Annotated in this window: 16 protein-coding genes; 10 read left to right on the top strand and 6 right to left on the bottom strand. The window is 39.0% G+C overall.

From position 1 onward, the window contains the following. Positions 1 to 958: hypothetical protein (locus KIT27_04000; protein ID MCW5588807.1), on the bottom strand; the 958-nt coding region annotated here is incomplete at its 3' end. 150 nt (positions 959 to 1,108) lie between these two features. Beyond that, positions 1,109 to 1,375: a BrnA antitoxin family protein gene (locus KIT27_03995; protein MCW5588806.1), complete on the bottom strand. Its 267-nt coding sequence runs from the start codon at positions 1,373 to 1,375 to the stop codon at positions 1,109 to 1,111. A gap of 471 nt (positions 1,376 to 1,846) precedes the next feature. Between KIT27_03995 and KIT27_03990 the strand changes: the two genes are divergently transcribed. From KIT27_03990 to KIT27_03975, 4 genes are all read left to right on the top strand, one after another. Further along, entirely contained in the window at positions 1,847 to 2,299 is a 453-nt protein-coding gene (locus tag KIT27_03990) for a glycine zipper 2TM domain-containing protein (protein ID MCW5588805.1), read from the top strand. Between the two features lie 61 nt (positions 2,300 to 2,360). Beyond that, the gene (radA, locus tag KIT27_03985) at positions 2,361 to 3,782 is read left to right on the top strand and encodes a DNA repair protein RadA (GenBank protein ID MCW5588804.1); all 1,422 of its coding nucleotides are present in this window, start codon (positions 2,361 to 2,363) and stop codon (positions 3,780 to 3,782) included. Between the two features lie 173 nt (positions 3,783 to 3,955). Further along, on the top strand, positions 3,956 to 4,867 hold the full coding sequence (locus KIT27_03980; protein MCW5588803.1) for a hypothetical protein: 912 nt from the start codon (positions 3,956 to 3,958) through the stop codon (positions 4,865 to 4,867). Between the two features lie 74 nt (positions 4,868 to 4,941). After that, entirely contained in the window at positions 4,942 to 5,262 is a 321-nt protein-coding gene (locus KIT27_03975; GenBank protein MCW5588802.1) for a hypothetical protein, read from the top strand. A gap of 57 nt (positions 5,263 to 5,319) precedes the next feature. On the opposite strand, the gene KIT27_03970 is transcribed toward KIT27_03975, so the two are convergent. Next, on the bottom strand, positions 5,320 to 6,015 hold the full coding sequence (locus KIT27_03970; protein MCW5588801.1) for a hypothetical protein: 696 nt from the start codon (positions 6,013 to 6,015) through the stop codon (positions 5,320 to 5,322). Positions 6,016 to 6,201: 186 nt separating this feature from the next. Then, the gene (locus KIT27_03965) at positions 6,202 to 6,960 is read right to left on the bottom strand and encodes a type III pantothenate kinase (GenBank protein ID MCW5588800.1); all 759 of its coding nucleotides are present in this window, start codon (positions 6,958 to 6,960) and stop codon (positions 6,202 to 6,204) included. A 20-nt stretch (positions 6,961 to 6,980) separates the two neighbouring features. Between KIT27_03965 and KIT27_03960 the strand changes: the two genes are divergently transcribed. Together KIT27_03960 and KIT27_03955 are read left to right on the top strand one after the other, a co-directional pair. Further along, the gene (locus KIT27_03960; protein MCW5588799.1) at positions 6,981 to 7,310 is read left to right on the top strand and encodes a hypothetical protein; all 330 of its coding nucleotides are present in this window, start codon (positions 6,981 to 6,983) and stop codon (positions 7,308 to 7,310) included. 177 nt (positions 7,311 to 7,487) lie between these two features. Then, positions 7,488 to 7,805 carry a hypothetical protein gene (locus tag KIT27_03955; protein ID MCW5588798.1) on the top strand — a complete coding sequence of 106 codons (318 nt, stop codon included), beginning with the start codon at positions 7,488 to 7,490 and terminating at the stop codon, positions 7,803 to 7,805. 26 nt (positions 7,806 to 7,831) lie between these two features. Here the strand turns inward: KIT27_03955 and KIT27_03950 are convergent, their stop codons facing one another. Both KIT27_03950 and KIT27_03945 read right to left on the bottom strand, forming a co-directional pair. After that, positions 7,832 to 8,992, bottom strand: a complete 1,161-nt coding sequence (locus KIT27_03950) for a PLP-dependent transferase (GenBank protein ID MCW5588797.1) — start codon at positions 8,990 to 8,992, stop codon at positions 7,832 to 7,834. After that, positions 8,985 to 10,367, bottom strand: a complete 1,383-nt coding sequence (locus tag KIT27_03945; GenBank protein MCW5588796.1) for a pyridoxal-phosphate dependent enzyme — start codon at positions 10,365 to 10,367, stop codon at positions 8,985 to 8,987. Before KIT27_03945 ends, KIT27_03950 begins: the two co-directional genes overlap by 8 nt. Positions 10,368 to 10,545: 178 nt before the next feature. On the opposite strand from KIT27_03945, the gene KIT27_03940 reads away from it, so the two are divergent. The 4 genes from KIT27_03940 to KIT27_03925 are packed head-to-tail and all read left to right on the top strand — an operon-like array spanning position 10,546 to position 14,602. Beyond that, positions 10,546 to 11,457, top strand: a complete 912-nt coding sequence (locus tag KIT27_03940; protein MCW5588795.1) for an SPFH/Band 7/PHB domain protein — start codon at positions 10,546 to 10,548, stop codon at positions 11,455 to 11,457. An 11-nt stretch (positions 11,458 to 11,468) separates the two neighbouring features. Further along, complete coding sequence (locus tag KIT27_03935) at positions 11,469 to 11,939, top strand: NfeD family protein (protein ID MCW5588794.1); 471 nt, start codon at positions 11,469 to 11,471, stop codon at positions 11,937 to 11,939. Next, the gene (locus KIT27_03930) at positions 11,917 to 14,256 is read left to right on the top strand and encodes a CHASE domain-containing protein (protein MCW5588793.1); all 2,340 of its coding nucleotides are present in this window, start codon (positions 11,917 to 11,919) and stop codon (positions 14,254 to 14,256) included. The genes KIT27_03935 and KIT27_03930 overlap by 23 nt, the downstream gene beginning before the upstream one ends. After that, positions 14,234 to 14,602 carry a response regulator gene (locus KIT27_03925; GenBank protein ID MCW5588792.1) on the top strand — a complete coding sequence of 123 codons (369 nt, stop codon included), beginning with the start codon at positions 14,234 to 14,236 and terminating at the stop codon, positions 14,600 to 14,602. Before KIT27_03930 ends, KIT27_03925 begins: the two co-directional genes overlap by 23 nt.

Below are 14,602 nucleotides of genomic sequence, written 5' to 3'. Positions count from 1 at the left end.
TATTACCATAACCAAAACACTCCCGATTAAAAAAGCCCCAAGGTGAATTGCTAGTGGTATCTTCAAATTGCGATAAATTTAAAGAATGCACTATGGCATTTTCTTTAAAAACAGGATTGGGTTTATTTATAGCTCCCTGAATACTCTCATTAATCATGTTGCAGCATTGATCTGAAATTACCCATTGATTTTCTCGGTACACTAATCCTAAAGCTACTTTGAGAAAATCTGGATACTTAAAAAGACCAGGGATAGCTTTTAAGATAACCACATCGGGATCTAGTTGAGATAGTGCTGATGTAACAATTGGATTATTATAGACATAATCGTGCGGAGTAGGATCGTGGACGTCTGGTGGATTTATGAAATAAGGTATAATCCTAATTTCGCGTGATGTATTGTCATCACCCAAAGTGAAATTAATCGTGCATTGCTGGCAATATTCGCGAATAAACGGATCAGCGGTAGTTTTTTTTGAGGAATTGTCAATTGAGTTTATGTTCTCTGGATTTTGTGGGTAGGCGTTTTCAAATTCATCTACACGTATTTCTGTTATTTTAGCGCCTAATACTTTTCTTAATCGTTGCACAACAACAGGAGCAATGCGTAGTCCATGTGGAAATGACTCACCCATCATAGCTAGATCTCGACTTTGATCATATCCTAAATTAAATGCTGCATAAATTTTATCAAGCTTCTCTAGAGTAACGTCTGGAGAAATTCCATTTTTAGTAATTCCAAAATGATTAGCTCCAGTTATGGTAAGTGTAGAACAGTTCGGAAATATTAATAGTGGAAGTAAAACATCGACACCTGCAAAAGGATAATATACATTTTTTATTGCGTTATACTCGCATCCTGCTTCAGCAAGTGTTTTCCATATTGCCTCAAAGGGTTTTTTTCGAGCTGCATTCTCTAAATTTTCATCATGTTGAAGATTATTTGCTAGAGTTACCAAAGAAATAGCAGATTGAAGTTTTTTATTATAGATTCAGAGGTGGCAGCCATAGTATTCTCATGATTATATTTATAATTTAGCAAAAGAGATTCAACAAAGTGATACCGCTCATCTTAAATTTAATTTAATCGATGAGCGGTATCATTAAATTTAATTTGCGCCTTCCACTTCTTGGATTTTACGCAATTCTTCACGCATCACTTTACGCATGACTTCTTCCATTGATTTCACGCCATTTTGCATGTATTCGCGCAATGCTTGATTAATACGCGATTGATAACCGCGAGCGTTAGGCGATAAACTGCGAAACCATTCTAAGACATCGCGATCGATGCGAATGGTGATGCGTTCTTTCGTGTGCTCCTGACGTTTTGCCGCATGAGCAGTAGAGTGTTGTTGCAATTGATTGTTTTCCATATTACATAAGTCCCCTTAAATTTTAAACAATATCCCTAGAGCGTTAACAACTTCATTCTGCTGGCCGTAGCTCATTGATTTTTGTGCTCCATTGCTCATTTACGCGGTGTAAACTGCGCGCTGGTGTGCAAAAATCAATGAGCTATGTCTCAGCATAGCGAATTATTGATACGCCGATGAATGCGTGGCTAGCAAATTCTAACAACGCAATTCAATTTTCGATTCAAAGACTATCTACAAATCAGTTTTGGCATTATCATTGCCCAGTGATGCAAAGTTTATTTGCCTCACAGCTTGCTAGTGTACTGACTTATTTTGCAAATGTCTCTAGTTTTTGTTAAAAAAAATGAAATTATTTGTAAAAAACGTCAGAATTGTACACTATCAAAACAACAATGTCATGCATTTTTATGCAGATAACACGATTGTTTTTTTATTATACAGTTTGAAGATAAGTGTAGGGGAAATATCATGAAGAAACTACTGAACATTGCTTTAATCAGTTTAGCTGGATTGGGTTTAGCGGGATGTGCTGGCATTACCAATCAGGACGTGGGAACACTTACTGGAGGTGCGTTAGGGGGTGTATTGGGTAATCAAATTGGTGGCGGAAGTGGTCGTGTGATTGCAACCATTGGTGGAACCTTATTAGGCGCCTATTTAGGAAATCGCGTGGGTGCAAGTATGGATGAAACGGATCGTTTAGCCATGGAACGCAACGTGCAAACTGCTATGAATAATAATCAAGCTGTCGCATGGCAGGGTGATAAAGGTAATCAGTATCGTGTGGTGCCGGGTAATAACGCTTACAATCAAGGCGAGCGTTGCCGCAATTACACCATGTTTGCAGATATGGGTGGACAACGCCAAAAAATCCATGGCGTGGCGTGTTATCGTCATGGCCGTTGGGAAAACGTATCTTGATGTTTGAGTCTAATAAATAAATGAAAACCCAGCATTGCTGGGTTTTCTTTGTGGTGAAGGTATGGCAAAAATTCAAACGGCGTATGTGTGCAATCACTGCGGTAGTAAACATTCAAAATGGCAAGGGCAATGCTCCGATTGCTCAACCTGGAATAGTTTAACCGAAGAAACCACGAGCAAACCAAATTCCACATCGCGTTTTAATCATTATGCAGGCAGTGAACACGCGGAATTAATGGCCGTGGCGGAAGTCGATATTACCGACGATCAAGTGCGTCTATCTACGGGATTAAGTGAGCTTGATCGGGTGTTAGGTGGTGGATTAGTTGCAGGATCGGTAGTCTTATTGGGCGGTGATCCTGGGATTGGAAAATCCACTTTATTATTACAAACGCTAGTGCAATTAAGCGCGCAGCATAAAGCCTTATACATCACCGGCGAAGAATCATTACAACAAGTCGCAATGCGTGCGAAACGCTTAGGGCTAAATGCCAATGCGCTAAAATTACTTACCGCTACCAATGTGGATGTGATGATAAGCTTAGCTCAAGAATTTCGACCTCAAGTAATGGTGGTCGACTCCATTCAAACGATTTATAGCGAACAATTATCCTCCGCTCCCGGTTCGGTTAGCCAAGTCCGAGAAACCGCCGCGAGCTTAGTGCGTTTTGCTAAACAATCGCAAACGGCGTTGTTTGTAATTGGCCATGTGACTAAAGAAGGAGCGTTGGCAGGTCCGCGGGTATTGGAACATATGGTGGACACGGTTTTATATTTTGAAGGCCAAGGTGATAGTCGTTATCGTGTGGTACGTGCCGTAAAAAATCGGTTCGGTGCGGTGAATGAATTAGGCGTATTTGCCATGACCGATGCTGGATTGCGCGAAGTGAATAATCCTTCCGCGATTTTTTTATCGCGTGGACAAAGTGAACGTTGTGGCAGTGTGGTGATGGCAACCTGGGAAGGTACGCGACCGTTATTAGTTGAAGTGCAAGCGTTAGTCGATCAAAGTCATATCGCCAATCCACGGCGAGTTTGCGTGGGCATAGAACATAATCGTCTGGCGATGTTGCTTGCAGTGTTACATCGCCATGCCGGTATTGCAACTTACGATCAAGACGTATTTGCAAATATTGTGGGTGGCATGCGTATTCAAGAAACGGGGATCGATTTAGCATTATTAATTGCCATTGTATCGAGCTTACGCAATAAACCATTACCCAAAGAATTAATTGTGTTTGGTGAAGTGGGTTTAACCGGAGAAATTCGTCCTGTGCAATGCGGACAAGAACGTTTAAAAGAAGCGCAAAAATTAGGTTTTACCCAAGCCATCATTCCACTCCAAAATGAAACTAAAAAAATGCTTCCCGGCTTAACCGTTCATGCCGTTGCCAATTTAAGTCAGGCATTATCGTTATGGAAAAATAACGAACTTGAGTCTCAAAATTGCAGCAGGGATGACGAAAGTTTTATAAAAGATTGAATATCTTAAGTGCTGCAACAGTTTGACAGTTGAGATTTATCGCACATTCGACCGATAATTTTTTCGCTGAACTCAGTATGATTCTACTCGCGTTACGCACTATTAAATCGCTCTACGCTGATTTTTAGCAATCGGTTATTCTGTGTTTACGACAATAAAAACGGAGAATAACCATGACCCACACTACCGTCTCTACTTCAACACCAGTAACTTCTAAGCAAACTCCTAGTTTTGATAAAAGCGAATTCGTTGAAATTTCTCTTGAGGAAGAAAATACTAAACAGCAAGATATTTTTCCAGATTCTGCTTGGTTTGAAAATGGTCGAATTGTTAGCTCGCTGAGCACAACCACCTTAGGGAGTTTAAATAACAGTTCGAGTTCATCGACAGCTTCGTTAGAATGCGGAAACTCGCAAGTAATTGGTGTGGATGTGAGTGGCAACGTTGAAGAAACCAGAAAAAATCCAATTTATTCTCAAGAAGATTTACGCTTTCATAAATTTATTCACCAAGTAAAATTGGTTCATTTGGATCAACTATTTGGAGATGGTTATTCGGCTGAAAAAGAATTAGTGAAACTAGCAGCAGAAATTTTTACTCATGCACCAAAAGACAATATTCCAAAACGATTTGCGAAAAAAAGCGAGCTTAAAAATAATTTAATCATTTTACATGGTTTTAATTATATTGCTGAAATTAGTGCCCATAGCAAAAATAAACCATTTTACTTAGAAGACCCTTACTTTCAATTATTAATCGCTAAAGCAAAATTAGCGGTTTGGCTAAATCAAGTAAAAACAAAATTTTGGCAGACTGACCATAATGTAAGGTGCATTGAAGAAGTTCAACAAGCGCTGCTAACATCGTATACGAATCAAGAGATACAAACCAATTTAGATACCCTAGCAACCAATTATCAATCACGTTTTCCCGTGCTCGATTCGATTGTGCAAACACTTAAACAATGGTGGAATAATTGGTTTGAATGCTTATATAAAGTTAATCCTGAAAAGCAAAAACCAGAATGTATTGTTGAACTTGAGCAAGAGAATTTTTTAACAAAATTTGGGTTCGCTGGTGTATAATCAACCAGTGACTTTTCACTAGGTAATTCTAACCATGCCGATTTTAACATTTGAATACACAGATAATTTAAAAATTGCGGGTAAAATACGATCGTTTATTCTTAGAAACGCATCGTATTTTAGTCGAAGAAATTAAAACCGATTTAATAACGTGTCGTTCAGCTATTGTAAAAACGTCCGATTATCTGATTGGTAATGGCGATATCAACAATGCCTATATTATGTTGCGTATTCAAATACTCCCCGGGCGATCGGATGAGGTTAAAAACCGTACGGGAAAACGATTACTAGAAAAAATATATCGAGATTTTGCTGATGAAATTAAGCTGTGCACGACGCAAGTTCGTGTCTATCTAACCGAGACCGAGAAACAGCATTATTATGGACTGGAATAGTCAATATCCAAGAATTAAATCCTGAGGCTGATCGGGAATGGATTTTAAAATAAAAAGCTAGAATTTTTGAATCACATACTCTACCCATCCCGATTCTTTTATAGCTGGATTGCCATAATCTAAAATTATATCTGATAAATGTAAATTCGTTCCTGTTAAATAGTAACTAAAATCTTCTGTTTTTCTGTATACTTTAGTAGGGTATTTATAAATAAAATGGTTTTCCTGGTCATTGTATTTATCTATCCATGTTGCAATTCCTTGCTCTATCTGATTTAAATCATAACTTGATTTATAGGTGAATTTTTTATCTTGATAAATAATTTCTGCTTCATCCGATGCTTCCCAAGCGTCAAGGTGATAATAGCTTAGTGAGGCTAGTCCATTTTTAGATAATAGTGATGAAAGCTTTTGAAAAAAGGTTTTTATTTGATCTTCTTGAGTAAGTAAGCAAAAAGAATTATAACCAGCTATAATTCTCGAAAAAGTTTTTCTGGATTTGAATTCTAGTACATCACAAACATGATTTTTTTTCTTTGGTAATAATATACTTTTTGCAAGGTTAGGCTCTAACTCTACTGTTTCAATATCAATACCATTCTTTTTTAAAAAATTCGATAACCTTCCATATCCTGCAAAAAGTTCTAAAGTTTGATGTCCTTTACAAAATTCCAAATAATAATTGAAATCTTCATCAAACTGTTGGCTATGAATTTTATATAATTCCCAGCTGTTTGCATAATGATTATCCATTAATACTACACCTTTTATATGAATTGATTACTAGGTGGTGTTGACAATTCTACTCTGCTGGCTGTTTCTCGTTACTTTTTTGTGTTCCTTTGCTCATTTACTTTGTGTAAATTGTGCTAGTACTCAAAATCAACGAGCTAAGTTAAGCTATAGCGAATCATCAACAAGCTCTAGTGTTCAAGTCTGTCATATTCTTTCAGCCACTAACCGCAATCCATCTAACGTCAACCATGTTTCAACACGATCGATGTATTTAGCATCTTGGGCAATTTTATTGGCAAGCCCTCCTGTGGCAATGGTAATGGCATTGGGTAATTCTGTTTTTAATTGTTCGATTAAAAAATCCACCATGCCTAAATGTCCTAGTACTAAACCGGTTTGCATGGCGCTGATGGTATCGTTGCCGATGATTTTTTTAGGTCTAGATAATTCAATGGTGGGCAGTTGTGATGTTTGCTGTGTGAGGGCAAAGCTCATGGTTTGCAATCCGGGCGTAATGGCGCCACCTAATAAAATGCCAGGTTTTTCTACGCACATTAAGGTCGTAGCGGTGCCAAAATCGACAACAATACAATTTTGCTGACACAGGTGATATGCTGCTACCGCATTGGCGATCAGATCGCTGCCAATAATCGACGGTGGATTAACTTTTATGGCAATTCCACTATCGCTTTCATGGGTAAGAACATGAGGTTGTCGCGAGGTGCGGGTTTCAATCATGTGTTTAATAATAGGAGTAACTGGCGGCACCACACTGCTGATAATAATTTGCTTGAATTGCTGGAAATGCAAATTGGCTTCATGAAATAATTGGATGAAGAGAACGGCATATTCATCTGGCATGTAATGATGATGCGTGGCAATTCGCCACTGACGCAACCACGTTTTTTGATCGTGCACGCCAAATACAATATTGCTATTACCAATATCAATCGCTAATAACATTTTTTTATCCTGGGTGAAACATGACAACTCAAACGAAACAGTATTGTAATTGGATTTTGATTTTAATTGCCAGTGGTTTAGTGGGATTTTTTTTTCAAGATTTTTTACCTAATGCTATTGGGAATTTTCGTGAAGTTTCTTTTGCCCACCCGCAAAGCTTAGTGATTGGTAAAACTTTGGGGATAGCACTGGGGTTATTTTTTACCAGTTTATTGCTATATTGGCTTACTTTAAAATTCTTTCACGGTTGGTATCAGCGTTTACACCAACAATATCCTTACTATATTCCTTGGCTACTTTGGGTATGTATTACCTTTATTGGACTGAGTCATCATTTTGGATTTTCTTAGCAGGCACATTCACTGTTAAAAAAGAATGGCCTATCCATTTTAAAGGGATACTCGCGGTAGGCTTGCAGCATTTTATTTATCAGGAGCTTCGCATTTTTAGCGCGAAACTTCTGTTTGCATTTCCCCAACTTTAGAACTATTACTAGTATAGGGGTGGATGAAATTAGGGAAAATAGCATGACCATCGGAAAATTTTGCCGTATAAGCTTAATTTGCTTACTCTTTCTATTTAGCATCAATCTCAGTTTTGCAGGATTCCTCGGCGCATTTGGCAAATGTACCTGGGTTATGCAGGGTGATGAAGATCCTCAAGGCTATTATTATTTATGTGAAAATGACACGCAATGGAACGCAGCTTCAGTATGGGCTACAGCAAGTGAATGCAGTGGCAATGCGGTCGTGAATGAAGGCACCTATAATCTTTATTTTTGCAACAATGGAAATTGGCAATACACGAAAAATACCTATCCGCCTTGTTCGTGTATTGCCGATTAGACCGTGTTGATCTGAATTTGATAATGTTAAATGTGTTTTAAGGCGTCATCCAAATCACGGCGCAAATCGTCGACATCTTCAATTCCCACGGATAAACGCACAAAATTATCAGCAATGCCTAATTGCTCGCGCGTGCTTTTGGGCACAGACGCGTGCGTCATGATAGCAGGGTGATCAATTAAACTTTCCACCCCACCCAAACTTTCCGCCAGGCTGAATAATTGACAATGTTCTAAAAAGCGTTTGCATTGAATGATATCCGCTTTTAAGGTGAATGAAATAATGCCACCTGGTGTTTTCATTTGTGATTTTGCCAATTGAAATTGCGGATGATGCTCTAATCCAGGATAAAACACTTGTTCAACTTTGGGATGATGTTGCAACCATTCAGCGAGTTGTATTGCATTTTCTGCGTGACGTTGCATGCGGATATGAAGTGTTTTAACACCCCGTAACGCTAAAAACGCATCAAAGGGTCCTGCGATCGCACCAATGGAATTTTGTAAAAATCCCATTTTTTCGATTAATTCTGCATTATTTCCAACCACAGCAATGCCACCGACCATATCAGAATGGCCATTAATAAATTTCGTGGCAGAATGCATGACAATATCAAAACCGTAATTTAAAGGTTGTTGATTATAGGGAGAGGCAAACGTATTATCCATGACAGAAATTAAGTGATGTTTTTTCGCAAATTCCGCTAAACGGGATAAATCAACAATTTTTAATAAGGGATTCGTGGGGGATTCTACCCACAGCATGCGGGTATTAGGTTTGATGAAATCATCAAAATTTTCATCAGATGTGAGATCGACAAAACTAAATTCCAAACCGCTAGAACGTTGACGAACTTTATCGAATAAGCGAAATGTACCACCATATAAATCATTCATCGCGATAATATGATCACCAGAATTTAATAATTCTAAAATCGTTGCCGTTGCCGCCATGCCCGAAGCAAAGGCAAAACCGGCTTTGCCATTTTCTAATTCGGCGATGCAACGTTCATAGGCCATGCGCGTGGGATTTTGGGTGCGTGAATATTCGTATCCTTGATGTTCACCTGGACTTTTTTGCACATAGGTTGAGGTCGCATAAATCGGTGGCATGATAGCCCCCGTGCTCGGATCCGGTGTTTGACCGGCATGAATGGTTTTGGTATTAAAATGAGTGGGCTTATTCATGAGTGTTTCCTATTAATTGTTGGCGGCGTAAATGATTAATTAAATCGATAGCGGTAATTAATCCTAAAAATTGATGATTATCCATAATCACAATGGCTTGATAATGATTAAACATCGGTAATAACACATCAATCGAAGTTGTATGAGGAGCAATACCAAAATCGCGCATCATAATTTCTTTAGCTGGTGTCGAAAATGGATGTCCGCTATATACAGCTTGCAAAATATCGGCTTCACAAATTAAACCTAAGAAATTTTTATTGTCCATAATCGGTAATTGTGAAATTCCATACGTCATCATGTGCTTGTGTGCGGTTAAAATGGGTTCTTCAGGACCAATGGTGGTGGTAGCATGTTTATGATAGGGGCGTGCAATAATATCGCGTAAATCACCATAACTATCGCGCTCAATAAATCCCTGATTCCATAACCATTCATCATCAAACATTTTTGATAAATATTTATTACCGGTATCACAGGCGAAGGTGACGACACGTTTGGGTTTTGTTTGTTCGCGACAATATTTTAATGCTGCGGCTAAATGCGTGCCGGTGGAGGAGCCGGCTAAGACCCCTTCTAGGCTTAATAATTCGCGACCGGCTAAAAAGGATTCCCGATCAGTAATCGTATAGGCTTTGGTAACTAAATTTAAATCGCAAATATCCGGCACAAAATCTTCACCGATACCTTCTACTAACCAACGTCCTGGTTGCGAAGCAATTCCTGAATTAACAAGACTTGCTAAGACAGAGCCTTCGGGATCGGCTAAAATCATTTCTGCTTTGGGGGCATGTTTTTTGAGAAAACGGGCAATACCCGTAAACGTGCCAGTAGATCCCATGCCATAAACCACCGCATCAACCCGATGATCCAATTGTTTCCATAATTCAGGTGCTGTGCTTTCTTCATGTGTTAACGGATTTTCAGGATTTGCAAATTGATTGATATAAAAACTATTAGGTGTTCTAGCGGCGATACTTGCAGCTAAATCTTGATAATAATCAGGGTGGCCTTTTTCCACATCCGAACGCGTCGTGATGACTTCAGCACCCATCGCGCGTAAATGAATAATTTTTTCTTTACCCATTTTGTCGGGCATAACGATTAATAATTTGTAACCTTTTAAGCGCGCCACTAAGGCTAAACCTAAACCGGTGTTGCCGGCGGTGGCTTCGATAATTGTTCCACCGGTTTTCAGTGCGCCGCTTTGTTCTGCTTTTTCGATCATACGTAAGGCAATGCGATCTTTGATTGAACCACCTGGGTTATAATATTCGAGTTTTAAAAATAATTCGCAGCAACCCGTGTTTAATTGATTTAATTTTAAAATGGGCGTATTGCCAATCATGTCTAAGGTATTCTGATATATTTTCATAATGATGTTTCCAGACCAGCGATTGAGATATCCGCATTTTAGCAAGATTTAAGAGAAAATGTATAAAATTGCAAGCGTCGTGAAATTGTCAGGATAGTTAGAGAAAAAATAGCAGCAAATCTTCCAATTCATGATAGGATATTGACACAATTTCTCAGTTACTCATTAGGAGTCTCACATGGATTTCGGGATTGTTGTCTTAATTCTAGTTGCTCTGGCGATTATTGTGGTCTTTATGGCTGTCAAAGTGGTACCACAAGGTTATCAATACACCATCGAACGATTTGGAAAATTCACTCATACTATTACCCCGGGTTTAAACATTATCGTGCCGTTTTTCGATCAGATTGGGGCGAAAATGAATATGATGGAAACGGTACTGGATATACCTTCTCAAGAAATCATCAGTAGCGATAATGCTCAAGTTCGTGTCGATGCCGTGATATTTTTTCAAGTAGTGGATGCCAAAAGTGCCGCATATCGTGTCAATAATTTAACCTATGCTATGCGTAATTTAGTCATGACTAATATTCGTACGGTACTGGGGGCAATGGAAGTCGATGCTATGTTGTCACAGCGCGATAATATTAATTCTCGTTTGATTGTGGTGGTGGATGAAGCCACAACTCCTTGGGGCGTCAAAGTAAATCGCATCGAAATTAAAGAAATTAGTCCCCCACAGGATTTAATCGATGCCATGGCCAGACAAATGAAAGCAGAGCGCGAAAAACGTGCGCGTATTCTGGAAGCCGAGGGCGAACGCCAATCCGCTATTTTAAAAGCAGAAGGTTTGAAACAATCGGTTATTTTAGAAGCTGAGGCTGCCAAAGAAAAAGCTTATCGCGAAGCAGAAGCGAGAGAACGAACAGCGCAAGCCGAAGCAAAAGCTACTAGCATGGTGTCCGAAGCCATTGCCCAAGGCAATGTGCAAGCGATTAATTATTTCGTCGCACAAAAATACGTGGAAGCAATAAAAGCTGTTGCTACCGCAGATAACCAAAAATTAATTATGTTGCCCTTAGAAGCAACCCACGTATTAGGTTCATTGACTGGCATTGCTGAAATAGCCAAAGCCACTTTTGCTAAATAAGGATAATCATCATGCTTTGGCAAGTGATCGATCAATTTTTACAAATCTTATCGTACTGGCATTGGTCAGGGCTCGGTGCAGTATTACTGGTGTTAGAATTAGTCACAGGGAGTGGATTTCTATTTTGGATTGCGTTATCTGCTCTCAGTACGGCGATTTTAACCTGGCTTATTCCGAGCATGACTTGGCCGCTACAATTATTATTTTTTGCCATTTTTAGTATTGTGGTTGCGGTGGGATGGTGGCGTTATTTAAAATCAAATCCATCCTATACAGAAGATCCCACGTTAAATCAGCGCAATCTCCAATTTATTGGTAGAACGTTTATTCTGGAAAATCCAGTGATCAACGGCATGGGTAGTATTCGAGTAGACGATAGTCAATGGCGTTTTCGTTGTAACCAAGATTTACCTGCAGGATCAAAAATTTTAATCGTTGGGGTAGATGGAGTATTTCTGATTGCCGAAGCAGAACACCACTGAGACTATGTTACTGACTGCGAAAATAAAGTGGCCTACAGTCACTTTATTTTTTTGTGGCACCTTAGTCTGTTTATTAGGCTTTGCAGGATTGGTTTCTTGGTATATTTTATTTTTTAATCAACCTGATTCCACCTTTAATTTTTTGGCACTCTACGATGGCACGTCACTCGGCTTCATCATTAGCGGTTTGGCAATTTTAAGCAGTGCTTGGCAACAATGGCGGATCAGTAATTTACTAGCACTCATTTTATTAACATTAAACATACTGGCATTATTTCGTTATTTTTTAAGTTTATCTCCCCATATTAATATGCTCTTCGCCTTAATTACCACCGGCGCATTACATGAAGCGATTCTGGGGCCTGTGACTACTTTGCCTTTTATTTTTACGGCTTTTGGCTTGCTTTATTTACCTTTAATCAGTAAACGCCAAGAAAATTCTATTTTTCTGGGTATTTTGGGCGCATTAATTATCGCCTTAGGATTAATTAAATTTTTGGGCAGTAATAATAATATTTTAACATTTTATGGTTGGGCGCATATTCAATTCACCGAAATTGCTACTACCATTGGATTTATTATCTTAGGGGTGGCGACGATTAGTTGTGCTTGGCATCGTGCACTGATTGGTGAAAGTCCAATTATTCGTTATTTACCGATGATGATTGTCAGTGTTGTTATTTTTTTAACGTTATTACTTTGGCAAGCCTTGATTAGTCAGCGAGGCAGTAATATTCAGCGCATGATTAAAATCCAAAGCGAAGGTGTTCATAATGAAATTATTGCGCGCATGCAAGCGCGAGTTCATGCCTTAGAGCGCATGGGACAACGTTGGGAAATTCGCAGCTATATTCCAAAAAGTGAGTGGCAAGCCGATGCGCGTTCGGTGATGGCAGATTATCCAGGGTTTCATGCGATTGAATGGGTGGATAGTAATTTTGTCGTGCGCTGGATTGTGCCTGAAAAAGAAAATCAAAAAATTATTGGCTTGAATGCCACGTTTGAAAAAGAGCGCGGTAATGCGTTATTGAATGCACGCACCCGTCAAAAAATCATGATGACGCGTCTGGTTGATTTACTCCAAGGTGGCAAAGGTTTTATTATTTATGTGCCCATTTATCGCAATCAGCAGTTTGACGGTTTTATGTTAAGCGTGATTAAACCCCAACCGTTATTCGATGATTTATTACCGCCAACGATTGCATCAGGTTATAACCTTGCGGTTTTTGAAGGGCAGCAAAAATTGTATCAGCGGGGCGACTCCGATCAAAAATTACAAAGACGATGGTCGCAATGGGTTAATTTACAACTCTATGGCGTCGAATGGCGCATTGAAATTTGGCCAACCCCTAATTTACTCGAATTAGAAAGTTCCGTCTTACCTTCTATAACCTTAATTATGGGATTAATGATGGCATTATTGTTAGGGCTTGCAATTCGATTTGCACAATTAGCTCAAAGTCGTGCACGACAGTTAGAATTATTATATGGCGATTTAAAACGAGAAATTAAAATTCGCGAACAAGCAGAAGAAGCCAAACAAGCCATGGAAGCCGTATTATTACAAAGCCAAAAATTACAAGCAGTCGGAACCTTGGCTGGTGGAATTGCGCATGATTTTAATAATATTTTATATTCCATTTTAGGCTACGTGGGTTTAGCACGAGAAGATGTTCCTAAAGATTCAATGACCTTTCGTAATTTAGGTAAAGTTTTAGAAGTGGGTAAACGCGGACAAAAATTGGTGGATCAAATTCTTTCTTTTTCTCGCCGGCAAAGTTATGAATTCAGTGTTATTTCATTAAATACGGTACTTGAAGATGTGATGACCCTAATCAAACCCACTTTACCTGCCACCATTAGTTTGCATATGGAAATTGATCCAAAGCCTCATTATATTTTTGGCAACTCCAATCAGCTAGAACAAGTATTTGTGAATATAATTAATAATGCCGTCGATGCGATGAATCGCAGCGGTGCAATTTCAATTCGTTTAACCCTAGTCCAAGCCAATGAATATTTTTTATCGGCGCACCCCGATTTGGATGCCACGCAATATTATTTATTAGAATTTAAGGATGATGGCTGTGGCATGGATTTGCCGACACAACAGCGGATTTTTGAACCATTTTTTACAACCAAAGAAGTCCATAAAGGAACCGGTTTAGGAATGGCACTCGCTCATGGTATTATTCGGGATCATAAAGGTGATATCATAGTCGAAAGCGAAGTGGGGGCAGGGACCACTTTTTATCTTTATTTACCCTGTTATGAAAAAAATGGAGATCATCAAGATGGCATTGATTCTATTAGTTGAAGATGATGAGTTTGTAAAAGATATGTTAAGCCAAGTGTTAGCTCGCGATGGCCATGAAATTAAAACCGCCAGCGATGGCGAAGAAGCCTTAAGCATTTTGCAAACCTGTAAACCAGATGTCTTAGTCACCGACATCATTATGCCGAAAAAAAGCGGTACGGCCTTAATCAAAGAAGTCAAAGAAAGTCATCCCGATTTAAAAATTGTGGCTATTTCTGGCGGCGGACGTTCCGATCCAATTGGTTATTTAGATTTATCGGAAGAATTGGGCGCCGATATTTCCTTTGCTAAACCCGTCGAACCTAAAGCGTTATTAATGACGATTACGTTGCTGACGATGAATTAA

It is taken from the genome of Legionellales bacterium (genome assembly GCA_026125385.1).
Classification (GTDB): domain Bacteria; phylum Pseudomonadota; class Gammaproteobacteria; order JAHCLG01; family JAHCLG01; genus JAHCLG01.
Note: the sequence above shows the minus strand (reverse complement) of the source record. Positions and strands in the feature narration are given on the sequence as shown.